The organism is Streptomyces sp. RLA012 (genome assembly GCF_056270325.1).
Map to the genome: position 1 here is coordinate 3,916,179 of NZ_JBWDPA010000002.1, position 23,575 is coordinate 3,939,753.

At 69.3% G+C, this 23,575-nt stretch carries 21 protein-coding genes; 9 read left to right on the plus strand and 12 right to left on the minus strand.

Annotated elements, in window-relative coordinates:
- The first annotated feature begins 119 nt into the window (after nt 1–119).
- On the plus strand, nt 120–2,531 hold the full coding sequence (locus RV986_RS17630; protein ID WP_475918312.1) for a ribonucleoside-diphosphate reductase subunit alpha: 2,412 nt from the start codon (nt 120–122) through the stop codon (nt 2,529–2,531).
- The gene (locus RV986_RS17635) at nt 2,531–3,544 is read left to right on the plus strand and encodes a ribonucleotide-diphosphate reductase subunit beta (protein ID WP_475918313.1); all 1,014 of its coding nucleotides are present in this window, start codon (nt 2,531–2,533) and stop codon (nt 3,542–3,544) included. The genes RV986_RS17630 and RV986_RS17635 overlap by 1 nt, the downstream gene beginning before the upstream one ends.
- 57 nt (nt 3,545–3,601) lie before the next feature.
- Here the strand turns inward: RV986_RS17635 and RV986_RS17640 are convergent, their stop codons facing one another.
- Both RV986_RS17640 and RV986_RS17645 read right to left on the minus strand, forming a co-directional pair.
- On the minus strand, nt 3,602–5,194 hold the full coding sequence (locus tag RV986_RS17640) for a recombinase family protein (RefSeq protein WP_475918314.1): 1,593 nt from the start codon (nt 5,192–5,194) through the stop codon (nt 3,602–3,604).
- Nucleotides 5,191–5,622, minus strand: a complete 432-nt coding sequence (locus tag RV986_RS17645; protein ID WP_475918315.1) for an ATP-binding protein — start codon at nt 5,620–5,622, stop codon at nt 5,191–5,193. The genes RV986_RS17640 and RV986_RS17645 overlap by 4 nt, the downstream gene beginning before the upstream one ends.
- A 228-nt stretch (nt 5,623–5,850) precedes the next feature.
- Between RV986_RS17645 and RV986_RS17650 the strand changes: the two genes are divergently transcribed.
- From RV986_RS17650 to RV986_RS17680, 7 genes are all read left to right on the plus strand, one after another.
- Nucleotides 5,851–6,717, plus strand: coding sequence for a helix-turn-helix domain-containing protein (locus tag RV986_RS17650; protein ID WP_475918316.1), 867 nt, complete (start codon nt 5,851–5,853; stop codon nt 6,715–6,717).
- A gap of 9 nt (nt 6,718–6,726) precedes the next feature.
- Complete coding sequence (locus RV986_RS17655; protein ID WP_475918317.1) at nt 6,727–6,936, plus strand: DUF397 domain-containing protein; 210 nt, start codon at nt 6,727–6,729, stop codon at nt 6,934–6,936.
- A 273-nt stretch (nt 6,937–7,209) separates the two neighbouring features.
- Complete coding sequence (locus RV986_RS17660; protein ID WP_475918318.1) at nt 7,210–8,343, plus strand: IS630 family transposase; 1,134 nt, start codon at nt 7,210–7,212, stop codon at nt 8,341–8,343.
- A gap of 21 nt (nt 8,344–8,364) precedes the next feature.
- A complete protein-coding gene (locus RV986_RS17665) occupies nt 8,365–8,802 on the plus strand; it encodes a cytidine/deoxycytidylate deaminase family protein (RefSeq protein ID WP_475918319.1) in 438 nt (145 codons plus the stop codon).
- A 451-nt stretch (nt 8,803–9,253) separates the two neighbouring features.
- Nucleotides 9,254–11,335 carry a putative Ig domain-containing protein gene (locus RV986_RS17670; protein WP_475918320.1) on the plus strand — a complete coding sequence of 694 codons (2,082 nt, stop codon included), beginning with the start codon at nt 9,254–9,256 and terminating at the stop codon, nt 11,333–11,335.
- Nucleotides 11,336–11,426: 91 nt separating this feature from the next.
- Nucleotides 11,427–11,885, plus strand: a complete 459-nt coding sequence (locus RV986_RS17675) for a hypothetical protein (protein WP_475918321.1) — start codon at nt 11,427–11,429, stop codon at nt 11,883–11,885.
- A 217-nt stretch (nt 11,886–12,102) separates the two neighbouring features.
- The gene (locus tag RV986_RS17680) at nt 12,103–13,065 is read left to right on the plus strand and encodes a GlxA family transcriptional regulator (protein WP_475924315.1); all 963 of its coding nucleotides are present in this window, start codon (nt 12,103–12,105) and stop codon (nt 13,063–13,065) included.
- A gap of 47 nt (nt 13,066–13,112) precedes the next feature.
- On the opposite strand, the gene RV986_RS17685 is transcribed toward RV986_RS17680, so the two are convergent.
- The 10 genes from RV986_RS17685 to RV986_RS17730 all read right to left on the minus strand — a co-directional run bounded on the left by RV986_RS17685 (nt 13,113) and on the right by RV986_RS17730 (nt 23,564).
- Nucleotides 13,113–14,483: a bifunctional albaflavenone monooxygenase/terpene synthase gene (locus tag RV986_RS17685; RefSeq protein WP_475918322.1), complete on the minus strand. Its 1,371-nt coding sequence runs from the start codon at nt 14,481–14,483 to the stop codon at nt 13,113–13,115.
- Nucleotides 14,480–15,571 (minus strand): epi-isozizaene synthase, encoded by a 1,092-nt coding sequence (gene cyc1, locus RV986_RS17690; RefSeq protein ID WP_475924316.1) that lies wholly within the window; start codon nt 15,569–15,571, stop codon nt 14,480–14,482. The genes RV986_RS17685 and cyc1 overlap by 4 nt, the downstream gene beginning before the upstream one ends.
- Before the next feature lie 309 nt (nt 15,572–15,880).
- Nucleotides 15,881–16,531: a peptide deformylase gene (def, locus tag RV986_RS17695; protein WP_475918323.1), complete on the minus strand. Its 651-nt coding sequence runs from the start codon at nt 16,529–16,531 to the stop codon at nt 15,881–15,883.
- A 154-nt stretch (nt 16,532–16,685) separates the two neighbouring features.
- Nucleotides 16,686–17,666 (minus strand): tetratricopeptide repeat protein, encoded by a 981-nt coding sequence (locus RV986_RS17700; protein ID WP_475918324.1) that lies wholly within the window; start codon nt 17,664–17,666, stop codon nt 16,686–16,688.
- A gap of 153 nt (nt 17,667–17,819) precedes the next feature.
- Nucleotides 17,820–19,106, minus strand: a complete 1,287-nt coding sequence (locus tag RV986_RS17705) for an HD-GYP domain-containing protein (RefSeq protein ID WP_475918325.1) — start codon at nt 19,104–19,106, stop codon at nt 17,820–17,822.
- Nucleotides 19,103–20,659 (minus strand): HD-GYP domain-containing protein, encoded by a 1,557-nt coding sequence (locus RV986_RS17710; RefSeq protein WP_475918326.1) that lies wholly within the window; start codon nt 20,657–20,659, stop codon nt 19,103–19,105. The genes RV986_RS17705 and RV986_RS17710 overlap by 4 nt, the downstream gene beginning before the upstream one ends.
- Before the next feature lie 171 nt (nt 20,660–20,830).
- Nucleotides 20,831–21,133: a mycothiol system anti-sigma-R factor gene (gene rsrA, locus RV986_RS17715; protein ID WP_475918327.1), complete on the minus strand. Its 303-nt coding sequence runs from the start codon at nt 21,131–21,133 to the stop codon at nt 20,831–20,833.
- Complete coding sequence (sigR, locus tag RV986_RS17720) at nt 21,130–21,822, minus strand: RNA polymerase sigma factor SigR (RefSeq protein ID WP_475918328.1); 693 nt, start codon at nt 21,820–21,822, stop codon at nt 21,130–21,132. Before sigR ends, rsrA begins: the two co-directional genes overlap by 4 nt.
- Nucleotides 21,823–22,077: 255 nt before the next feature.
- On the minus strand, nt 22,078–22,710 hold the full coding sequence (locus tag RV986_RS17725; RefSeq protein ID WP_475924317.1) for an alpha/beta hydrolase family protein: 633 nt from the start codon (nt 22,708–22,710) through the stop codon (nt 22,078–22,080).
- A 38-nt stretch (nt 22,711–22,748) separates the two neighbouring features.
- On the minus strand, nt 22,749–23,564 hold the full coding sequence (locus RV986_RS17730) for an SOS response-associated peptidase (RefSeq protein WP_475918329.1): 816 nt from the start codon (nt 23,562–23,564) through the stop codon (nt 22,749–22,751).
- Nucleotides 23,565–23,575: the final 11 nt, after the last annotated feature.

The following is a 23,575-nucleotide window of genomic DNA, read 5'->3' on the forward strand; positions in this document are numbered from 1 at the left end:
TCCGGCCCGGGCGCAGGACGTCCGGGCCTCGCGGAATGGGCCGGTGGACGCGACGCCGTGTGCGCTCGTGAGCTGCCCCCGCCCCGCCAGGCCCCGTGCCGAGCGAGGGAGAGCCCCAAGTGACCATCGCGCCAGCCGACCCGGCTTCAGCTACCGCTTTTGCACCGCAGGAGCAGCAGCGGAGGCAGGTCCCGGTGGAGACGGACGGTCCCGGTACCACGCTGCTGCGTACCCTGACCGACCTCACCGCCGACCTCCCCGACGCCGACCCCGGCCGGGTCGCCGCCGCCGCGCTGCGCGGCCGGTCCGCCCGCGCGGACGACACGGAGCTGCGCGAGCTGGCCACCGAGGCGGCCGCCGGCCTCATCTCCGACGACCCCGTCTACTCCCGGCTGGCCGCCAGGCTGCTGACGATCAGCATCGCGGCGGAGGCCGCCTCCCAGGGCGTCACGACCTTCTCCGAGTCCATCGCCACGGGCCACCGCGAGGGCCTGATCGCCGACCGCACGGCGGAGTTCGCAGGGCTGCACACGGCCCGTCTGGACGCGCTGATCGACACCGACGGCGACGACCGCTTCGGCTACTTCGGCCTGCGCACCCTGCACAGCCGCTATCTGCTGCGGCACCCGATCACCCGCAAGGTCATCGAGACGCCCCAGCACTTCATGCTCCGCGTGGCCGCGGGCCTGGCCGAGGACGACACGCACCGGGCCCTGGACGAGGTCGCGGCGCTCTACGGGCTCATGAGCCGCCTCGACTACCTCCCCTCCTCCCCCACGCTCTTCAACTCCGGCACCCGGCACCCGCAGATGTCGTCCTGCTACCTCCTCGACTCCCCGCTGGACGAGCTGGACTCCCTCTACGACCGCTACCACCAGGTGGCGCGCCTGTCGAAGCACGCGGGCGGCATCGGTCTGTCGTACAGCCGGATCCGTTCCCGCGGCTCCCTCATCCGCGGCACGAACGGGCACTCCAACGGCATCGTCCCGTTCCTGAAGACGCTGGACGCCTCGGTCGCCGCCGTGAACCAGGGCGGCCGGCGCAAGGGCGCGGCCGCGGTCTACCTGGAGACCTGGCACTCCGACATCGAGGAGTTCCTGGAGCTGCGCGACAACACCGGTGAGGACGCCCGCCGCACCCACAACCTGAACCTCGCGCACTGGATCCCGGACGAGTTCATGCGCCGGGTCGACACCGACGGGCAGTGGTCCCTCTTCTCGCCCTCCGACGTGCCCGAACTGGTCGACCTGTGGGGCGAGGAGTTCGACGCGGCGTACCGCAGGGCGGAGGCCGAGGGGCTCGCCAAGAAGACCATCCCGGCCCGTGACCTCTACGGCCGCATGATGCGCACCCTCGCGCAGACCGGCAACGGCTGGATGACCTTCAAGGACGCCGCCAACCGCACCGCCAACCAGACCGCGGAGCCGGGCCACACCGTCCACTCCTCGAACCTGTGCACCGAGATCCTGGAGGTCACGGACGACGGCGAGACCGCGGTGTGCAACCTGGGCTCGGTGAACCTCGGCGCGTTCGTCGACACGACGGCCGGGGACATCGACTGGGAGCGGCTGGACGAGACGGTCCGCACGGCCGTCACCTTCCTCGACCGCGTGGTCGACATCAACTTCTACCCGACCGAGCAGGCCGGCCGGTCGAACGCGAAGTGGCGGCCCGTCGGCCTCGGCGCGATGGGCCTCCAGGACGTCTTCTTCAAGCTGCGCCTGCCCTTCGACTCGCCCGAGGCGAAGGCCCTCTCCACGCGCATCGCCGAGCGGATCATGCTCGCCGCGTACGAGGCCTCGGCCGACCTCGCGGAGCGCGGCGGCCCGCTCCCGGCCTGGGAGAAGACCCGTACGGCCCGTGGCGTCCTGCACCCCGACCACTACGACGTGGAGCTGACCTGGCCGGAGCGCTGGACGGCCCTGCGGGAACGTATCGCCGCCGTCGGCATGCGCAACTCGCTGCTCCTCGCCATCGCCCCCACCGCCACCATCGCGTCCATCGCGGGCGTGTACGAGTGCATCGAGCCCCAGGTCTCGAACCTCTTCAAGCGCGAGACGCTGTCCGGTGAGTTCCTCCAGGTCAACTCCTACCTGGTGAAGGACCTGAAGGAGCTGGGTGTCTGGGACGCCCGCACCCGCGAGGCGCTGCGCGACGCGAACGGCTCGGTGCAGGACTTCGCCTGGATCCCGGCCGACGTACGAGCCCTGTACCGCACCGCCTGGGAGATCCCGCAGCGCGGCCTCATCGACATGGCCGCCGCCCGCACCCCGTACCTGGACCAGGCCCAGTCCCTGAACCTCTTCCTGGAGACGCCGACCATCGGCAAGCTCTCCTCGATGTACGCGTACGCCTGGAAGTCGGGCCTGAAGACGACGTACTACCTGCGCTCCCGCCCGGCGACCCGTATCGCCCGCGCCGCCCAGGCGCAGGCTCAGCCCGAGAAGATCATCCCTCTGCAGGCGATCCCCGACGAGGACGCCATCGCCTGCTCCCTTGAGAACCCCGAGTCCTGCGAGGCCTGTCAGTAATGAGCTCCACCGAAAAGAACCTGCTCGACCCGGGCTTCGAACTCACCCTCCGCCCCATGCGCTACCCCGACTTCTACGAGCGCTACCGGGACGCCATCAAGAACACCTGGACCGTGGAGGAGGTCGACCTCCACTCGGACGTCACCGACCTCGCCAAGCTCTCGCCGGGCGAGCAGCACATGATCGGACGGCTGGTCGCGTTCTTCGCGACGGGCGACTCGATCGTGGCGAACAACCTGGTGCTGACGCTCTACAAGCACATCAACTCCCCCGAGGCGCGCCTTTATCTCTCCCGGCAGCTCTTCGAGGAAGCGGTCCACGTCCAGTTCTATCTGACCCTGCTGGACACCTACCTTCCCGACCCGGAGGACCGCGCCGCCGCGTTCGCCGCCGTCGAGAACATCCCCTCCATCCGCGAGAAGGCCGAATTCTGCTTCAAGTGGATGGACTCGGTGGAGAAGCTGGACCGCCTGGAGACACAGGCCGACCGCCGCCGCTTCCTGCTCAACCTCATCTGCTTCGCCGCGTGCATCGAGGGCCTGTTCTTCTACGGCGCCTTCGCGTACGTCTACTGGTTCCGCAGCCGGGGGTTGCTGCACGGTCTGGCAACGGGGACGAACTGGGTTTTCCGTGATGAAAGCTGCCACATGGACGCGGCGTTCGCGTTCGTCGACACTGCGCGGAAGGAAGAGCCCGACCTCTTCGACGAGGAACTCGGCCGACAGATCACCGACATGATCAAGGAAGCGGTCGCAGCGGAACTCCAGTTCAGTCGCGACCTCTGCGGCGAGGGCTTGCCCGGCATGAACACCGATTCGATGCGCCAGTACCTCGAGTGCGTCGCCGACCAGCGCCTGGTACGCCTCGGCCTGGCACCGATCTACGGCTCCGAAAACCCCTTCTCCTTCATGGAGTTGCAGGGCGTCCAGGAGCTGACCAACTTCTTCGAGCGCCGACCGTCGGCGTACCAAGTGGCGGTAGAGGGATCGGTCTCCTTCGACGACGAGTTCTAGGTCTGGGTACACACGCGGGCTGGTCCTCGACGTGCGTCGAGGACCAGCCCGCTGCCGTCAGAGCCTCCTCTTCAGGGTGACGGTGATGAGGCCGGGGTCGAACGGCGCGTTCCTGGTCCGGTCCTTCGGAATCGGCCGGATCACCACCTCATCGACGACCGCGGCAAGCGCCAAACGCTTCTGCCGGATATCGAACGAGGCCCAGCGTTCGCGTGTGAATCCGGCGAGCAGGTTCTGGTCCTCCTGGTGCGCGTAGAACTCCCGGCGGTCCTCTTCGAGGTCACGGATCTGCAAGGCGGCCAGGGACGTGGGTGAACCGCCTGTCTTCAGGCTCGTGAGTTGCCCGGTACCCGGAAAAGGGCTCTCATCGCGTGGTGTATCGCTGTACTCCTCTTCCAGGGCACACATCGCGATCCCGACGACGTGCTCGTCCACAAGGTCAGCTCGACGTCCCACCTTCCGGCACCTTGCGGCCACGCAACGGTAAGAAGGATGGCGGTTCGTGCCGCGAGGCGGCTGGCCGCCCATCTTGCAGCCGCACAACGCCTGGTCGTCGCCTATGTGACCGCAGCGCAAGAATCCGGAGAGCAGGTACTTCCGCCCCGAGTCCGCCAGGGCCTTGCGCTCTCGCAAGGTGCGCGGACTCCCCTGTTCTTGCGACCGTGTCGCACGGGCCTGCTTGTACGTCGGTTGCCCGCGCACCGGGGAGTGCCAGCGGTCGCAGCGGGCAATCAGTCTCCGCCACTCCTGAGACGTGGCAACGGTCTGCCAGCCTCCCACGACCGGCGTACCTGACTCCCGATCCCGAACCAGTTGGCCGTCCACGATCCGGTAGCCGCAGATTGCCGGGTTGGTCACCATCGACTGGACAGTGTCGACGGCCCACCGGCTGTTTCGCACCGTCGGAACCCGCTCGTCCGTCAACCAGTCGGTAATCGCCGTCCACGGCTTCCCAGCCAGTGCCATGTCGATGGCACCACGCAGGTACACCGACTCGTACGGGTCGAGAACTGTATTGGTGGATCGACCAGTCGCCGTGTCGTGCCCGTACCAGCCGAAGCGACGTTGCCCTCCCGTTCCTCGTCCTTCTCTCGCGTGGTCCCGTACTGAGCGCAGTCTGCGGCTACTCATCCGTTCCGCCTCACGCTGTCCCGTCCCGCCGGACAGTGTGCCGTTCCGGGCCTCCACGTCACCTGGTACGTCGATGAGTTGATCCTTGTCCACCAGGTATATGCAGCCGTCCGGGCCTAAGCTCAGAGCTCGGTACAAAAGCGAGTGATCACTGTCCAGTCGAACCAGCCGTTCTTCTTCAACGGCGATGACACCGCAGACCCGAAATCCCTCCTCCGTCTGCTGCGCGCGGATTACGCGAAGCATCTGCAGGAAGGCGGGGCGCTCCACACGGGGATCGGAGGCCGTAAGCGCGTTGTCCGTGAACCGATGGACGACGGCCCAGCCCAGCCTGGCCGCCGCGTCGTCATTGTTGAGGTGTTGTCGGCCAACACCTCGTTCATCACCGGCGGCGTCACGGCTGACTCTGGCGTAGGACACCACAGGCGTACGTCCCGCCAGCCATTCCTCGAAGTCACGGCCGAGGGCCAGAGCATCCACAAGGCTTGGATGGACAGCCCAGTAGGACACGACGCTCACCGGACCTCCCCCGGCTCCGAAGCCGAGCACTCTGCCCAAACGATCTTTCCGTCCGCAAGAGGCGTTACCCCCGCACGGTCGGCCAGGGACACGACCAGAAACAGTCCCCGACCACCGGCATCCAGGAAGTCGGGTGGTCCAGCCGGAAGTTCGGGCAACGCTGTCGACGCGTCACGCACCTCGATCCGTACGTCACTGCCTGTGCGGCTGAGCGTGAGCATGTAGGCGGGATCCTCGACGTGGCGGACATTGCTGCACAGCTCGCTCGCGATGAGTGTCCACGCATCGGCGATGCCGTCGAGTCCCCACAGCTCCAAGTGAGCGGACACGACCCGGCGGAGCGGCGCGAGCTGCACGGACGCGTACTGCAAGTCCATGCTGACCCGCTGCGTCATCCACTGCTGATCGTCTGCCTTCGCGTTTTCCACGTCTCCTCCTCAGGAATCGCCTGCAGCCCCTGAACTCCCCAAATCCAGGCTGCTGTGGGGCAGTTGACTGCGACCTGCTCCACTGTGTGTGCAATTCATTACTCATCGCAACTCGTTTCATCGAATACATTCGATCGAGGGATACGCCTACCAAGGACGCGTATCGTGTCGACACCGCCACACGGCAACCCAGAGATACCTGGCGCCGGAACGACTCATGGAGGCCACATGGCCGCTCGCCCGGGACCAACCGTCCGGCAGAGACGCTTGGGCTCAGAGCTACGCAGGCTTCGCGAGGGAGCGAAGGTCTCGCAGCGTGACGCCGGTGAGCACATCGACGGTGGGCAGGGCAAGCTGTCGAAAATCGAAACCGGACGCCAGAACATCCGGCGCCTGGAGCTGCTCGCCCTTCTCGACCTCTACCGAGTCGAGGACCAGGAGCTGCGCGGCGCCCTGGTCTCGCTGCTCCGCGACAGCCGCAAGAAGGGCTGGTGGCACCAGTACAGCGGCGCTCTGCGAGCGGACACGCTCGACATGGTCTCGCTGGAAGAGGAGTGCGACCGCATCCTCCACTACTGCAACATGGCCCTGCCCGGACTCCTCCAGACAGAGGAATACGCAACGGCGCTGATCGGTGGCTTGGAGCCCCATCTCGCCGACGAGCAGGTGGAGTTCTACGTCCAGCTCCGCGTGCAGCGGCAGCAGATCCTCGACCGCGTTGATCCACCCCAGTTCATCGGCGTGCTCGATGAGGCACTGCTCCGGCGCCCTGTAGGGGGACCGGCGGTCATGGCACGGCAGTTGCAGAGGCTGATCGATGTGAGCCGCCGCCCGAAGGTGGTCATCCAAGTCGTGCCGCTCGACCAGGCGGTCTATCCCGGCGTCTACGGCTCCTTCCGGGCACTGTTCAACTCCTCGCCGGCAGCCCTGGACGCGGTCGAGATGACGCACTGGACCGGTGGCCTGTACGTGGAGGAACCGGAGCAGGTCGAGAGCTACCGCCTGCTCTTTGACGAGATTCGATCGTCCGCCCTATCGTCGCGCCAGTCCTTGGATCTGGTCTCACAGATCTTGGCGAAGTTCGAGAACGATTGAGGGGCACTGATGGTGCGTCACGGCCTGCCTACGGACAAGTGGAAGAAGTCCACCTACAGCGAGGGGGCAGGAAACGAGTGTGTCGAAACGCAGCCGACCGACGACGGCCTCGTCGGTCTCGGCGACAGCAAGTCCCGTTCCCGGGGCGCACTCGTCATCGGGCAGCCTGCTTGGCATCGGTTCATAACAGCCGTCCGGTCCGGAACACTCCGCAGTTGAACCGACCCCTAGGTCCCGCAGTCACGGCGAAGCGACAAGTCGCTCAGTGTGACGCCTCGGCCCTCTCCGGCTCAGCCTGTCGGCGGGAGCAGCGAAGCGATGAGTTGGGCCACTTCTTCGAGCGCCGCCCCTCGACGTACCAGGTGGCGGTGGAGGACTCGGTCGGCTTCGACGAGGACTTCTGGTGCCGTAGCAGGCAACGTTTGCCCTGTTGTGATGTGACGCGCCGTCCCGGTGCTGTGCCGGGCGGCGCGTGGCCGTCACCCTGTCCGGGTGGCAGAACGAGTACGTGTACGCGAGATCGACGATGACGAAGGCAGACGGCTGCTTCGGATCATCCGCCGGGGAACCGGGTCGGTAGTGACCTGGCGGCGTGCCCAGATGGTCCTGCTGTCCGCCCAGGGCACGCCGGTGGCGAAGATCGCCGAGGTCACCTTCACCAGCGCGGACCGGGTCCGGGATGTGATCCACAACTTCAACACCGACGGCTTCGACTCCCTGTATCCGAAGTACAAGGGCGGCCGGCCCAAGACCTTCACCCTGCCCGAGCGCCGCGAGATCAAGAAGATCGCGAAGTCCAAGCCGACCGAACACGACCTGCCCTTTTCGACCTGGAGCCTGACCAAGCTGGCGGACTTCCTGGTCGCTGAGGGGGTGGTCGACGACATCAGCCACGAGGGCCTGCGCATCCTGCTCCGCGAGGAAGGCGTCTGCTTTCAACGCCTGAAGACCTGGAAGACCTCCCGCGACCCCGACTACGCGGCCAAGAAGGCCCGCGTCGAACCCCTCTACGCGATCGCCGACGGCGAGGTCATACCCAAGGCGGACGAGCCCGAAGTCGTCTTCTGCATGGACGAGTTCGGACCGCTCAACCTGATGCCCCACCCGGGCCGGCAGTGGGCCGAACGCTCCGGCAAGCACAAAGACCCCGACCGCGAACCACGCCGCAGGCGGCGGGCGACCTACAACCGCTACGGCGGAGTACGGCACCTGTTCGCCGCGTACGACCTGGCCAAGGACAAGCTCTACGGCCACATCAAGCCGGTCAAGAAGCGCACCCAGTTCCTGGAGTTCTGCCGCTACCTGCGCAGCCTCTACCCGCCCGGGGTCCGCATCGCGATCGTCTGTGACAACTTCTCCCCGCACCTGACCACGAAGAAGTGCCGGCGGGTGGGCACCTGGGCCGCGGCGAACAACGTCGAGATCGCCTACACCCCCACCAACAGCTCCTGGCTCAACCGCATCGAAGCCCAGTTCACCGCCCTGCGCTACTTCACTCTCGACGGCACCGACCACGCCAGCCACAAGCAGCAGGGCAGCATGATCCGCCGATACAACATCTGGCGAAACCGCCACGCCGACGACCGGCGCCTACGCTCTGTCGTCGACAGGGCCAACGTCGCCTGACCGTGCAAGGAGGCAGAGAAGATGACCGCACAGACCGACCGTGTCGACCACGAACTGATCCGGGCAGCGACGCACGTCGCGGCCACACGCTGCCAGGGCGACAACCACACCATGGCGGCTGCGGCCCGCGCCCGAGACGGCAGGATCGTCACCGCGGTGAACGCCTATCACTTCACCGGAGGCCCCTGCGCGGAGCTGGTCCTGATCGGCACCGCTGCCGCCCAGGGCGCCTATGACCTGGACACCATCGTCGCCGTGGGTGACCGCGACCGAGGCGTCGTGCCTCCATGTGGCCGCTGCCGCCAAGTCCTTCTTGACTACTTCCCAGCCCTCAAGGTCATCGTCGGGACAAACGACAGCCTCCGGATGGTGCCCGTCACCGACCTGCTTCCCGAAAGCTACATCTGGGCGGACCACCAGCTCGACGCTGAGGAGAGCGGACCACCCAGCACGAGCTGACGCCCCAGGCGGTTACAGCGCGAACGTTGCCTGATGCGGCACTAGCACCGGAGTCGGACCGTCCGGCAAGGACTTCTGACGGTGCGACACCGGTGATGCCGGGCCGCGTGTTGCGGCCCGGCATCACCGGGTCTCGTCCATGGGCCGTCCATGCGCCGTCCATGGACCCCCTATGGAGCGGCAAAGTTCTTCGGGCGCGGCTATCCGCGCGTCATCGGCCCCGGTTAGGTTCTGGCCGTCCTGACATGTCACGCGCAGACGGCGCGACAGGACGACCAAATTGGCATGCCCATGACACATGGCACATCACTCAGATCGGTCGACAGTTCACGCTACGCGCGTCACGGGCCCGCCACGCAACGCCGAGAACCCCACTTCCGGCTGTGGAACCGCGTACGGCCCCACCCGGGCCCGCGCGGCACCGGCCTCAAACCGATGGAGGCAGCACCCCATGCGTGAGACACCCCCCAGCAGGCCCACCCGGCGGCTGCGAAGACTTCTGACCGCCGCCGCTCCCGCCCTCGCCCTCACGGTCGCCGGACTCATGGCGGCCCCCGCCGCACACGCGCAGCCGGCCCCCGCCGCCGCGAAGCCCTCCCGGGTCACCCAGAACGCGCAGGCCCTGACCGACCCGGCCGCGCAGGCCGTGCACTCCACGGGCAGGGCGGGCCAAAAGGTGCCGACCACGCACCTGTGCGGCGCTCCGACCCCCGGTCACGCCTCCTGCTTCGCCGAGCGCCGCACCGACATCAAGCAGAAGCTGGCCGCGGCGGTCTCTCCGGACGCCGCCGCCGCGGTCTCCGGCCTCAGCCCGGCCAACCTGCACAGCGCCTACAACCTGCCCTCGACCGGCGGCTCCGGTCTGACGGTCGCCGTGGTCGACGCGTACAACGACCCCAACGCCGAGTCGGACCTCGCCACCTACCGCTCACAGTTCGGCCTCTCGGCCTGCACCAAGGCCAACGGCTGCTTCAAGCAGGTCAGCCAGACCGGCTCGACCACCTCCCTGCCGACCAACGACACCGGCTGGGCGGGCGAGGAGGCGCTCGACATCGACATGGTCAGCGCGGTCTGCCCGAACTGCAACATCATCCTGGTCGAGGCCACCTCCGCGACCGACGCCAACCTCGGCACCGCCGAGAACGAGGCCGTGACACTGGGCGCGAAGTTCGTCTCCAACAGCTGGGGCGGCTCCGAGGACTCCTCCCAGACCAGCGAGGACACCTCGTACTTCAAGCACCCGGGCGTCGCCATCACCGTCTCCTCCGGTGACGAGGCCTACGGCGCCGAGTACCCGGCCACGTCCCAGTACGTGACCGCCGTCGGCGGCACCGCGCTGAGCACCTCCTCCTCCACCCGCGGCTGGACCGAGTCCGTGTGGAAGACCAGCAGCAGCGAGGGCACCGGCTCCGGCTGCTCCGCCTACGACGCGAAGCCGAGCTGGCAGACCGACACCGGCTGCTCCCGGCGCATGGAGGCCGACGTCTCCGCGGTCGCCGACCCCGCCACCGGCGTGGCCGTCTACGACACCTACGGCGGCTCCGGCTGGGCGGTCTACGGCGGGACGAGCGCCTCCTCGCCGATCATCGCGGGTGTCTACGCCCTCGCGGGCACCCCGGGCTCCAGCGACTACCCGGCGAAGTACCCCTACTCCCACACCTCGAACCTGTACGACGTGACCAGCGGCAACAACGGCTCCTGCTCCCCGTCGTACTTCTGCACCGCGACCACCGGCTACGACGGCCCGACCGGCTGGGGCACCCCCAACGGCACCGCCGCCTTCACCTCGGGCACCAGCACCGGCAACACGGTGACCGTCACCAACCCGGGCAGCCAGTCCACCACCACCGGCGGCTCGGTCAGCCTGCAGATCTCGGCGACCGACAGCGCGGGCGCGACCCTCACCTACAGCGCGAGCGGGCTGCCCACCGGTCTGTCGATCAGCAGCTCGACCGGTCTGATCTCCGGCACCGCGAGCACCGCCGGCACCTACAGCGTCACCGTCTCCGCCTCCGACAGCACGGGCGCCTCCGGCTCGGCCTCCTTCACCTGGACCGTCGGCTCCTCCGGCGGCGGCACCTGCACCTCGGCGCAGCTGCTCGGCAACCCGGGCTTCGAGTCGGGCAACACCACCTGGACCGCCAGCACCGGTGTCATCACCAACTCCAGCAGCCAGGCCGCGCACGCCGGTTCGTACAAGGCGTGGCTGGACGGCTACGGCTCGACGCACACCGACACGCTCTCCCAGTCGGTGACGATCCCGTCCGGCTGCAAGGCCAGCTTCACCTTCCACCTGCACATCGACACGGCGGAGACGAGCACCAGCACCGCGTACGACAAGCTGACGGTCACCGCCGGCACCACCACGCTGGCGACGTACTCCAACCTCAACAGCGCCACGGGGTACGTACAGAAGACCTTCGACCTGTCCTCGTTCGCCGGGTCCACCGTCGCCCTGAAGTTCAGCGGCGTCGAGGACTCCTCGCTCCAGACCAGCTTCGTCGTCGACGACACCGCCGTCACGACCAGCTGACCAGCGGGGCCCTGGCCGGCGTCGCGGCCAGGGCCCTGTGTGGATCCTGATGCGGGGGTGGCACGTCCAAGCGGCAAGGAGGTGCCACCCCATGCGCCGTACGACCCACCATCGGACCCTCGCCCTCGCGGCCCTGACCCTGCTGCTCGCGGGCTGCGGCACACAAGGCGGCAGCGACGCGAGCGGCAGCGGCACGGTGTCGCCGTCCCCCACGGTGACCCACAAGAGCTGCGACAGGCCTCCGGCGGAGCTGAGCGCCGCCGATTCCGGCCACACGTACTGCCTCACCACCGGCGGTGCACTCCGCCTCACCCTGGACGGCACCACCGCCCGGCCCTGGGCACCCGTCCAGGTCAGCGGCACCGGCCTAGAGGCCACCAACAGCGGCATCGTCCTTCAGCCGGGCGACGCGAGCTCCGCCTTCAAGGCGGTCTCGGCGGGCACGGTCCGCCTCGCCTCCTCCCGGCCGCTCTGCGCGACCGCCCCGGGCAAGGTGTCGTGCAAGGGCATTCAGGAGTGGACGGTCACGGTGCTGGTCACGAAGCCCTAGCCGGCGGTCGATCCGCCGCTCGTGGGCCAGGCCGATCAGCGCGGGCAGCGCCAGGACCACGAAGATCGCGAGGACGGTCAGGATTCCGGCTGCGGTGTCACTGTTCTCGATGAGCGTCTTCATGAACACCACTGTCGTACGGCTCGCTCCCCAGCGTCAGTGGCAGGACCGCCGCACACCCTCGATTTCCTGCCAGTCACCGGGCACACTGGCGGACATGCTGAAAAACGTGACCGCGGTCCTGCTCGACGGTGTGCACCCCTTCGAACTCGGCGTCGTCTGCGAGGTGTTCGGCATCGACCGCAGCGACGAGGGCCTGCCCGTGTACGACTTCGCGGTCGCCTCCGCCGAGGGCCCGACCCTGAGCACCCACGCGGGGTTCTCGCTGAACACCGAACACGGCCTGGAGCGGATGGAGAGCGCCGACCTCGTCGCCCTCCCGGCCGGGAAATCGTATGTGTCCAGGTCCTATCCGCCCGAGCTGCTCGACGCCCTGCGCCGCGCCACGGACCGCGGCGCCCGGGTGCTCAGCGTCTGCTCCGGCGTCTTCGTGCTCGGCGCGGCCGGGCTCCTCGACGGGCGGCGCTGCGCCGTGCACTGGCGCCACGCGGACGAGCTCGCCCGGCAGTACCCGAAGGCGATCGTCGAACCGGACGTGCTGTACGTGGACGCGGACCCGGTGATCACCTCGGCCGGCACCGCCGCCGGTATCGACGCCTGTCTGCACATCGTCCGCAAGGAGCAGGGGCCCGAGGTCGCCAACGCCATCGCCCGCCGCATGGTGGTGCCCCCGCACCGGGACGGCGGGCAGGCCCAGTACGTCCAGCGCCCGCTGCCCCGCTCCACCTGCGACACGGTCGGCGAGGTGCTGGTCTGGATGGAGCGCCATCTCGACCAGGAGGTGACCGTCGAGCAGCTCGCGGCCCGGGCCCACATGTCCCCGCGCACCTTCGCGCGCCGTTTCCAGCAGGAGACCGGCACCACCCCGTACCGCTGGATCCTGCGCCAACGGGTGCTGCTGGCTCAGGAGTTGCTGGAGGCGACGGACGAGACGATGGACGTGATCGCGGGCCGCACCGGCTTCGGCACCGCGGCCGCGCTGCGCCACCAGTTCGTGCGCAGCCTCGGGACGACCCCGCAGGCGTACCGGCGCACGTTCAGGGGCCCGCAGGCTGCCTGAACGCGCGCCGGTAGGGATGCGGGGTCACCGCGGACGGCGCCGTGCGCTCACCGCGGCAGGGCGCGCAGCAGCAGCCGGTACGGTCGCAGCGTGATGCCGACGCGGGTCGCGTCATGGGACTCCGGCACCTGCTCGAAGCGCCACCGGGAGGCCACCGTCGCCGTGATCAGGCTCAGCTGCGCCATCGAGAAGTGGTCGCTCGGGCACTTCCGGTTGCCCACACTGAAGGGGCTCATGGCGTACTTCGGGATGTCCTTGGCGCGTTCCGGAAGCCATCGGTCGGGGTCGAAATCCAGATGCCCGTCGTACGAGCGCGGATCACGCTGGATCGCGTAGGGGCTGTAGACGATGTCGGCACCGGCCGGAATCCGATAGCCGCCGAGCTCGGTCTCGGTCACCGCCCGGCGGGTCAGAATCCATACGGCGGGGCGCAGTCGCATGGACTCGACGACGACATTGTTCGTGTAGGACAGCTGCCGGACGTCGTCGAATGCGACAGGTCGGTCTCCCGCGACGGATTTGACCTCCTCGGCCACCCGGGCGGCGTGTTCCGGGTGTTCGGTGAGGACTTGCAGGAGCCACATGATCGTGGAGGCGACGGTTTCACTGCCGGGCGTGAGTATCGCTACGACTTGGTCGTGGATCTCCTGTTCCCCGATCGGCCCGCCGTTCTCGTCCTTCGCCTCCAGCAATGCCGTCAGCAAATCGTCCGGCTTTTGACCGGATGCCCGGCGTTCGGCGATGATCTCGTCGACGAGAAGATGTAAATCGGCCAATGCGCGGTCGAATTTACGGTTGGCCGGAAGCGGCAGCCGATAGAGCGGCCCCGCCGGAATCACCATGCGCCGGTACATACCACGGAACACGGTGGCGAGCGCGATGCTCAGACGCTCGGCGCGCTCGTCCATGAACTCGCCGCGCAGCAGACAGCGGGCCGCGATGCGCACGGCGACGCGGAACGATTCCGCGGTGCAGTCGACGGCCTCGACCGAGCCCATGCGCTCGGCGAGCGCCCGCGCCTCCTCCTCCATGATCGGCCCGTACTCGGGGATGATGTCGAGCCGGAACGCGGGCTGGATGGTGCGGCGCTGACGGCGGTGCCGGGGCCCGTTGGCGGTGGCGACGCCCTCCTTGCCGAGCAGGCCTTCCAGTGATTCCCAGAGCGGTCCGTCTATCTTGAAGTCGGGGCTCAGCGCCATCGCTCCGGTGAGGGCCGGCGAGGTGAGCGCGTACACCGTCTTGGGACCGAGCTTGAGCCGTACGACGTCGCCGTGGCCGCGGAGCCCGGCGAGGAAGCCCAGCGGGTCGCGGACGAGTTTCCAGCCGTGTCCGAGGACGGGTACGCCGCCCGCGGCCAGGGGTGGGGCGGGCAGCTCCGGTGCCGCGGGTTGCGCGGGTTTCACGGACTCGACGGTCATGACTCACCTGCCGCTTCGTTGTTGACGTACGGGGGTGTGGAGCGGTCGTCCCAGCTGTCGACGGTGTACCGGCCGGACTCGTGGTGGAACCAGTACACGGTGCTGAACCAGTTCCGCATATTGCAGAGACAGGCCTTCACGGCGACGCTCAATTCCTTGCCGTGCACGGTACCGTCCGCGAGGGTGTCGGCGAACCGGTTGAGTTCCTCCTCCGCGTCGAGGAATTCGGTGACGCATTCCTCCACGCGCCGCCTGACTTCTACGACCGCGTCTTCGAGAGTCAGCCCCTCATGGTGGATGAGACTGATTCCGAGATTATGGACCTCGTCGCCCGCTATTTCTTTCGGGAGCGAACAGAGATCGTTGTACCAGGCGGCGAATTCCTGACTCAGCAGGGCCGCACGCCGATATGCGGAATGATTCCGCACGGCGATGGGGAGTTCGCGGCCCGCACTCGGCTCAAGGAGATCCGTCCATATCCAGTGGGCGAACGTGAGCCGCCGCAGTCGGAGATATTCCTCGACCGTGGGGACGGTGCCCGCCGTACGATTCCGGAATTCCCGGTCGTACGCCTCGATCACCGCGTGGAAGTGCCGGGCGAAGCGTGCGTTCCACTTCTTGCTCAAAAACGAGTACAGCCGCGCCATGCTGTCCGCGAACCCCGCGACCAGGGGATCCGGGTGGTGCAGGTGCTCCCGGGGGGAGTCGAGGGCCGCATGAAGCTGGAACCTGAGCCTCCGCCACGCGGCGGCCCTGGCGTGGATGACATCACGGTCGTGCCGGTCGTCCCAGACGAAGAACCACGCACTGTAGTCCGCTATCGCCTGCAGGACCTCGTCGGGGGCGCCAATGTAGTAGCCCGCCATCAGGTCCGTATAGCAAAGTCCGTCGGCATATTCCTCGACCTTGTCCGCCGACATGAGCCGCTTTTCACGCAGCCACGAACGCGTGTTCTCCTGGAGCCTCGGCCAATACGGGTGCAGTTGACGGGGAAACGCGGTCTCGATCACCGGGAGAGAGAGCGCCGGTGGAACCGCGACCGCGGTCGCTGTCGCTGTCGATGAAGTGCCGTGTGAGAAAGCATGCACGAACAAACCCCTCTCAGCCGCCAGTTGACGCTGCGCCCCTCCCGCTGTGCCGGGCGTGCGCCGTTGCGTATCCCCGCACTTCCCATTCAGCACCACAACTGACCGTTCTGGGAACTGATTTGCTCCACTCACTACCCCACAGTGCTGAGAATCTCCCCCTGTGTGACTGATTATGGATCACCAGGAGAGCGCAGGGGATCGAACGTGCGACGCACATGCGAACGGCGCCTGGTCGGGAGTGTTTCCCGGGCCAGGCGCCGCTCGGCCGGACTCGTGCGTGGCCACGAGCCCCGACTGCCGTGCTCCGTCTCAGTCGTTCGCGACGATCGGGTAGCGGGGCTCGTTCTCGGCCATCTGCCGCAGCGCGTCCTTGCGCTCGCGCTTGGAGAGCCGGTCGATGTAGAGGTAGCCGTACAGATGGTCGGTCTCGTGCTGCAGGCAGCGCGCGAAGTAGCCGGTGCCGCGCACCTTGATCGGGTTGCCCTTCTCGTCCTGCCCGGTGACCTCGGTGTAGTCGGGGCGGGCCAGCGGCGCGTACGCGGTCGGCACCGAGAGACAGCCCTCGTTGCTGTCGTCCAGGCGGCGCTGCTCGGCGGGCAGCTCGACCAGGACGGGGTTGCAGACGACACCGACGTGCCGCTTGCCCTCGTCGTCCGGGCAGTCGTAGACGAAGACCTTCAGGTCGACACCGATCTGGTTGGCGGCCAGGCCCACGCCCTCGGCGGTGCGCTGGCTGGCGAACATGTCGGCGACCAGCCGGTCGAGCTCGGCCCCGAACTCGGTGACGTCCTTGCACTCCTTGTGCAGCACCGGGTTGCCGACGACCGTGATCGGCCGCGAGGTACCGGGCTCACGGTAGGCCGCCTCCCGCTCCTCGCCGTCCTCGGTGTCGATGACGAAGCCCTCGTCGTCCACGGGGAGCACGCCCACGTGCTGCTGATCGGTGTCCTGCTGCGCCATGACCGACGTACGCCTTCCTGAATGCTATGGAGAGTGTGGTGCTGATACAGGGTACGGGGGTGGCGCCCCTTCAGGGGCGCGGGACCGTGACCCCGTGCGGCTCCGCCGCGTGGGCGCGAGCGACCCCCACCGGCCCGCGGCGAACCCACGGCCCTCAGCAGACCTCTTCCAGATCCCGCCAGTCCCGGGAATCCGGACTGTCGGCAACCCACCCGTCCAGCAGCCCCCGCACCAAACCGGCCGGCGCAGCCACCCCGCACTCCCGCTCGGGCACCCACAACTGCCCGTCCGTACGGTGACCGAGCGGCCCGGGATGCCCGGGCTCGCTGTGGTCGTGCGGATCGAGATGCTCTCCGTCCCCCTCGTCGGACGGCATCCGCGACTCGGAACACATCCGGCACAGCAGCCGTACGGACGAGGACCAGTCCTCCGCGGCGAATCCGGCGTCGGCGGCGAGCCGCTCCAGGGCGTCCCGGTCGTCCTCGGTGGCGGCTTCCAGGAGGACGACCCAGGTGGGCACCGGGGAGGGCGCCCACAGCTCGATCTCGTCGAAGACGGGGTAGGCGTGCCCGACGACGGTGGTCCGCTCACCGTGCGGCACCCCGTCGTGCAGGACGACCTCGCCCCAGCGCCGCCCGGAGGACGGCAGCGGAATGGACAGCACCTCGACCCGGGCCGGATCGAGCCGCCGCCCCCAGACGACCTCGGCCTCACCCTCCGGCGAGAGCCGTACGGCCGCGCTGCCGAGGTCCATGCCCACCGGTTCCCCGGAGACGGCGGCGCCGCCGGGCACCCGCAGTCCGTACGCCTGCCAGGCGCGGCGGGCCAGCGGCCAGTCCTGCAGGGCGGTGGCGGCGATCCCGACGTTCCACCAGTCGGGGGCGCCGGTCTCCCGGTCGAGGAGCGCGACGGCCCGCAGGCCAGCCGCGCGGGCCTGCTCCCAGTCGTGCCGGAACTTGTGCAGCAGGGCCAGGTTGAACCAGGACTCCGACAGCCACGGCTCCAGGTCCGCGGCGCGCGTCAGCAGCGCTCCCGCGTCCTCGTACCGGCCGTCGCCGATCAGCGTGAACGCACGGTCGGTGGCCTGCCGCCATGAGGCGGAGGGCCGGTGTCGTCCCTTGCCGAAGATCCTCACGATTCCCGCCTGCCAGTTCCTTGCGATTCCCGCCTGCCGGTCCCTCGAAGAGTTTCTTGAAGACAGCGCGGCCCCGGGTCGGCCCGTGCCCCCGAACACCCTCTTCCTCGCATCCAACCACGGACCGTCGGACGGCCGCTCATTACCCATGGGTTACCCAGCCTGGGGCAGGGTAAGGCTGCCCCGCAACAGGACCCTTGCCAGCGACTCCACCACCTCGGGCTGATAGTCGTGGGCGGTGCCGAGCCGTAGCTTCTCCAGGGCGGCGAGGGGCCCTTGCGGTCCCGCTTCCCGGGCCAGCTCCTCGTATGCGTTCACGGCCCGTACGATCCGCGCGGTGACCGGCTGTTCCCGGTAGGGGTCGGCCTGCCGTTCCACGACCACCGCGACCTCCGCGTCCACCCCGGTCTGGCGCACGACGGCCCCGCCGAGCAGGGCGATACGCCGCTGTTCGGCGGCGGGGAGCACACAGGTGGCGCCGGCGGGCACCGGGTCGACGAGGCTGAGCTGGCCGATGTCGTGCATGAGCGCCGCGTACTCCAGGACGGTCAGATCGGGCTCGGACAGCCCGAGCTCCCGCCCGACGGCCCGGCTGAGCGCGGCCACCCGACGGGCGTGCCCCGCCGGGGTGTACCCGGCGATCTCGGTCGCCCGCGCGAGTGAGGCGATGGTCTGCCGATAGGTGACGCGCACGGCGGCGTAGCGCCGGAAGGACAGCTGGGTGAGCAGCAGCGGCAGCGAGAACACGGGCAGCGCCCACAGCCCCACGACCGCCACGGCGAGCGACATCACCGCCCCGGTCGCGCAGACCGCGGACCCGATGCCGAGCATGGCCCGCAGTTCGTCCCGCAGCAGCGGTCCGAAGGGCCAGCGGGTCCGGGCGTGCGCCATCGCCGCCGCGAGCACGGCGTCGCACAGCGCGGTGAGCACCAGCAGCGCGACCAGCAGCAGGGCGTAGGAGGGCCCGTCCCAGCCCATCAACCTGCCCCGGTTGTAGAGGGGTTGGAAGCAGACGGCGGCGAAGGCGACGGTGAGGACGCGCCGGGTGAGGTGATCGGCGGTGGGCCCGCGCCCCCGGGCCACGTGCGGCACGCACCCCAGCAGCGCGGCGGCGCTCACGACGGCGACCACCTGGAGGGCGCCGTGGTGGGTGGGCTGCCCGGCCTGCTCCCCGAGCAGCGCGTACGACAGCGCCGCCGCGGCCCCGAGCGGAGCGGACTCCCGCTCCTCGGCCCCGCTCCAGCGGGTGAGTTCCCCGACGGCCATGAGGAGCCCGAAGGCGAGCGCGATGCCGCGTTCGTCGAGACCGTTCCAGAGGGTGACGGCCAGCGAGGCGAGTGTGAGGACGAGGGCGGTTGCGTGCACGAGGGCGAGGGTGAGCGGGGGACGGGGGCGGCTCGCGGGACCGTATCCGGCGAGCCCGACACCGGCGGCGCTCACGGACGCCTCCGCCCGAGGACGTCCGCGGAGGGCCGGTCCGTCCCCACCGGGCACTCGTCCGTCCCCACCGGGCACTCGTCCGTCCCCACCGGGCACTCGTCCGTCCCCACCGGGCACTCGTCCGTCCCCACCGGGCACTCGTCCGTCCCCACCGGGCACTCGTCCGTCCCCACCGGGCACTCGTCCGTCGGGCGCTCGTCCGCACCCGCCGGACGCGCCGGATCCTGTGGTGCGGTGGGCGGGTGGACACCGGCGGTCACGGCGGGGTGCCAGCCATGCCGGTCCAGCGCCCGCACCAGGGCCCGTACCATCCCGGGATCGAACTGCGCCCCCGCGCACCGCTCCAGCTCCGCCACGGCCGCCGGCACCGGCCGGGCCCGGCGGTAGGACCGGGTCGACGTCATCGCGTCGAACGCGTCGGCGACGGCCACCACCCGTGCGAACTCGGGAATCTGCCGCCCGACCAGCCCGTAGGGATACCCGCTCCCGTCCAGCCGCTCGTGGTGGTGCAGGATCGCCGACCGGGCCTCCCCGAGGAATCCGATCCCGCGCACCATCTCGTGCCCGTACTCGGGGTGCAGCTCGATGATCCGCCGCTCCTCCGGCGTCAACGGCCCGTCCTTGCGCAGCAGCCGGGTGGGAACCCCCAGCTTCCCCACGTCGTGCAGGATGCCGGCGAAGCGGAGTACTTCCACCCGCTCGTCGTCCATGCCCAGTTCGCGCGCGATCATCATGGACGCCTGCCCGACCCGCTCGCTGTGTCCGCGCGTGTACCCGTCCTTGATGTCGACGGCCTGCACGAGGGCCCGGATGGTGGCCTGATGGGCGGCCCGTTCCCGGTGGTACTGCGCGAACGCCCACCAGGAGACGTACATCGGCAGCAGGACGAGCAGCGCGGCGACGGGACCGTACGGACTGCGCCACAGCACCGCCATCATCAGCCCGGCGAGGCCGTGCACGGCGACGGAGGCGAGCGAGCGCGCGAAGAGCCCGTGCCAGGCGCCCCGCACCGGCACCCGCTCGGCCAGCGCCAGGATCCCGCCGTCGAGGACCGTCAGCACCAGGCAGAAGGTGAGCACCGCGGCTCCGGCGGGCACCAGCGCGTAGGGGAAGTGGGGTGCGACGACCGCGTCCCGGCCGCCCAGCGTCCAGTGCACCCGGGACGCCGCCCAGACCGCCACGGCGAGCTGGGCCGCGCGCCAGACCCGGCGCAGCCGTCGCGGCCGCTGTTCCACGCGGGCGAGCAGCGCCCCGGGCAGCGCGACGAGCGCGGCGGCGGGCGGCGGCAGCAGGAAGGCCCCGGCGAGCAGCACGGGGAGGAACGTGCCCATGCCCTTGGGGCCGCCCTGGATGTCACGGGCGTCACGGCCGGGCGTACCCGCGCCCCTCGGCCCGCGCGGGAGGCCGATCCGCTCGCACCCGGCGTAGAGCGCGGCGAGCAGTGCGACGGCCCACCAGGGAACGTGCTGGCGCGGCAGGGGGGTCAGACAGGCGAGGGCGGCGAGGACGACACAGGCCACGTACACCCGGGCCCACGCCGGAACCGACCTCATCCTCGTCCCCTCCCCGAGTCCCCTCCCGAGTTCAGGCTCCGGAGCCTAGGGCGGCGGGGCCGATACGGGGGCGGGTACGGCGGAATCCGCGGGCTCGAAGCCCGCGGATTCGCACGTTCGGGTGACGGGTGGACGCCCCGCGACCGGAGTTCAGGTCTCCTGGACCGGAGTTCAGGTCTCCTGGGGCGTCGCGGTGACGTCGTGCTCGGGCACGGTCTGTCCGGAGCGGATCAGGTCGATGCGGCCCATGACCTTGGCGCGCAGATCGGTCGGTACGTCGTCCTGTCCGCAGCACCGCTTGACCAGCTTCTTCACGGCCTGCTCCAGCCCGTACTTCTCCAGGCACGGGGAGCACTCCTCGAAGTGCACCTCGAACTTGGTGCAGTCCGCGTCCGGCATCTCATGGTCGAGGAACTCGTAGAGGTGGTCGAGTACCTCACTGCAATCCGTCTCGTGCGGCTCTCCGCAGCTCATGAGCCCGAGCCTTTCGCTTCGTTCGACTCTCCGGCGCCGGCCGGGACGAGCCCGCGGTCACGGGCGTAGTCCTCGAGCATGCCGCGCAGCTGGCGACGGCCCCGGTGCAGCCGGGACATCACCGTACCGATGGGAGTCCCCATGATGTCCGCGATCTCCTTGTACGCAAAGCCCTCGACGTCCGCGAGATAGACGGCGATGCGGAATTCCTCGGGGATCGCCTGCAGCGCGGACTTCACGTCCGAGTCGGGCAGGTGGTCGAGCGCCTGCGACTCGGCGGAACGCAGCCCGGTCGACATGTGCGACTCGGCACGCGCCAGCTGCCAGTCCTCGATCTCCTCCGCCGCACTGCGCTGGGGTTCGCGCTGCTTCTTGCGGTACGAGTTGATGAAGGTGTTGGTGAGAATGCGGTACAGCCATGCCTTGAGGTTGGTTCCCTCACGGAACTGGTGGAAGGACGCGTACGCCTTGGCGTAGGTCTCCTGCACCAGGTCCTCGGCGTCGGCCGGGTTGCGCGTCATGCGCAGCGCGGCCGAGTACATCTGGTCGAGGAATTCGAGCGCGTCCCGCTCGAAGCGCGCGGTGCGCTCGGCGGACGTTTCCGCCGTCGCGTCGCTCGTGCCCTGGCCCTCGGGCTGCTCCGCCTGGCCGTGATCGGTCCCTGCGTCGGTCCCAGTGACCGGACCCACCTCCTCCAGCGACTTGGCAGAACCGAAACCGGTCCCACTCGAATCGGAGGATAGACGAACATCCACACCCGCCGCCGCCCGAACGGGGGCGGTCTTTGCCGTCGGCAGCACCGTCCAGTCCAGGTCAGCGCTGCTGCGGCGGCTCGGGCAGATGGTCGAACCCATGCGGCGGACTCCCTCTCCTACGAACGGTCCAGCACACTCCGTGCTAGCTGTTCGCCACAACAGCAGTCCGCCGCCCGGCATTCCCGGGCGTCACCCGCGTGACGCAATCCACGTCACGACGCCGTCGCTGACGATCTTCAGGGCCTCGGCCTGGTCGAGCGGCGCCCGTTTCCCTACGGCGAGGCCATGGTCGCCGTACGGCACCTCGATCAGCTCGTACGAGCCCTCGGGGAACTCCTCCGGCCTGCCGAACGGATCGTTGCCGCCCTGGACGACGAGCGTGGGGACCCCGGCGCCGAGGAGTTCCTCGGCGCGGGACTTCTCGGGCCTGCCGGGCGGGTGCAGCGGGAAGCTGAGGGCGAGGACGGCGGTGGCACCCAGTTCCGTCGCCGTGCGGCAGGCGACGCGGGCTCCGGCGCTGCGGCCGCCCGCGACCACCGGCAGCCCGGGCTTCGCGACCGCGGGCCACAGGCCCCGCCAGCCCGCGTCCAGCGTCTTCGGCGTGGGGGCGACCTTCTTCCCGGCCACCCGCCAGGGCTGCTCGACGAGCGCGACGCTCACCCCGTGGGCGGGCAGCACCCGCGCGAGTGCCTGAAGGTCGCGGGCCTCGATGCCACCGCCCGCGCCGTGACCGACGGCGAGCACGAGGCGCGGCCGTTGCGCCCGGTGCCAGGTGATGCGGGCGGTTCCGGCGTCCGTCTCGACCGTCTCGATGGCTTCCATGATCTCCGTCACGTCAGACTTCCATGATCTCCGTCACATCAGAAGAGTGTGCCCTCTTCGGGGCCCTCCAGCTCCTTGAGCAGCTCGGGCCCGTTGTTGCGGACGTTGCTGACGGCCGTGGAGACGGGGTACGCGCGCATCAGCCCGGTGGGCGGCGGCGTGAGCAGCTCGCGCAGGCCCTCGGCGTCCGTGCGGGCCGGGTCGAGCCAGGCGTCCCAGCGGTCCGGGGTGAGCATCAGGGGCATCCGGGGGTGGATGTCGGCGAGGGCGTACGGCCCCTCGGCGGGCGCGACCGCGAGGGGCGAGGTCTCCGCCTCGGTGGTGATCACCGAGCAGGTCACCCACCAGGCCCGGGGGTGGTCGTCGGGCAGCGTCCGGTCCCGCCAGAACTCGTACAGCCCGGCCATCGCGAAGACCGAGCCGTCGGCGGGGAGTACGAAGTACGGCTGCTTGCGCGGCCGCTTCTTCCTGCCCTCGACCTCCAGATCGCGCTCGGCGGCGCCGGTGACCCATTCGTAGTAGCCGTCGGCGGGCACGATGCAGCGCCGGGCGGCGAAGGCACGGCGGTACGAGGGCTTCTCGTGCACGGTCTCGGCGCGGGCGTTGATCATCCGGGCGCCACCCTCGGGCGTCTTGGCCCAGGACGGGACGAGCCCCCACTTGAGCCTGCGCAGCTGGCGAACCGGCTTCGGGCTCTGGGCGTCCTTGAGCGGGCGGTCGAGGACGGCATACACCTCCTTGGTCGGAGCCACGTTGTAGTCGGGGTCCAAGGTCTCCTCGGGCTCCCACTTCTCGACCTCGAAGACTCCTGCGAGATCCTCGGGCCCACGACTCGCCGCATACCGTCCACACATCTGTAAACACC

Excerpts from the sequence above, each read along its gene's own strand:
- RV986_RS17680 (WP_475924315.1), top strand. The coding sequence starts at position 12,103 with ATGCTGAAAAACGTGACCGCGGTCCTGCTCGACGGTGTGCACCCCTTC.
- def (WP_475918323.1), bottom strand. The coding sequence starts at position 16,531 with ATGGCGCAGCAGGACACCGATCAGCAGCACGTGGGCGTGCTCCCCGTG.
- RV986_RS17685 (WP_475918322.1), bottom strand. The coding sequence starts at position 14,483 with ATGACCGTCGAGTCCGTGAAACCCGCGCAACCCGCGGCACCGGAGCTG.
- RV986_RS17635 (WP_475918313.1), top strand. The coding sequence starts at position 2,531 with ATGAGCTCCACCGAAAAGAACCTGCTCGACCCGGGCTTCGAACTCACC.
- RV986_RS17655 (WP_475918317.1), top strand. The coding sequence starts at position 6,727 with ATGGTGCGTCACGGCCTGCCTACGGACAAGTGGAAGAAGTCCACCTAC.
- RV986_RS17665 (WP_475918319.1), top strand. The coding sequence starts at position 8,365 with ATGACCGCACAGACCGACCGTGTCGACCACGAACTGATCCGGGCAGCG.
- RV986_RS17730 (WP_475918329.1), bottom strand. The coding sequence starts at position 23,564 with ATGTGTGGACGGTATGCGGCGAGTCGTGGGCCCGAGGATCTCGCAGGA.
- RV986_RS17650 (WP_475918316.1), top strand. The coding sequence starts at position 5,851 with ATGGCCGCTCGCCCGGGACCAACCGTCCGGCAGAGACGCTTGGGCTCA.
- RV986_RS17675 (WP_475918321.1), top strand. The coding sequence starts at position 11,427 with ATGCGCCGTACGACCCACCATCGGACCCTCGCCCTCGCGGCCCTGACC.
- RV986_RS17710 (WP_475918326.1), bottom strand. The coding sequence starts at position 20,659 with ATGAGGTCGGTTCCGGCGTGGGCCCGGGTGTACGTGGCCTGTGTCGTC.
- RV986_RS17725 (WP_475924317.1), bottom strand. The coding sequence starts at position 22,710 with ATGGAAGCCATCGAGACGGTCGAGACGGACGCCGGAACCGCCCGCATC.
- rsrA (WP_475918327.1), bottom strand. The coding sequence starts at position 21,133 with ATGAGCTGCGGAGAGCCGCACGAGACGGATTGCAGTGAGGTACTCGAC.
- RV986_RS17670 (WP_475918320.1), top strand. The coding sequence starts at position 9,254 with ATGCGTGAGACACCCCCCAGCAGGCCCACCCGGCGGCTGCGAAGACTT.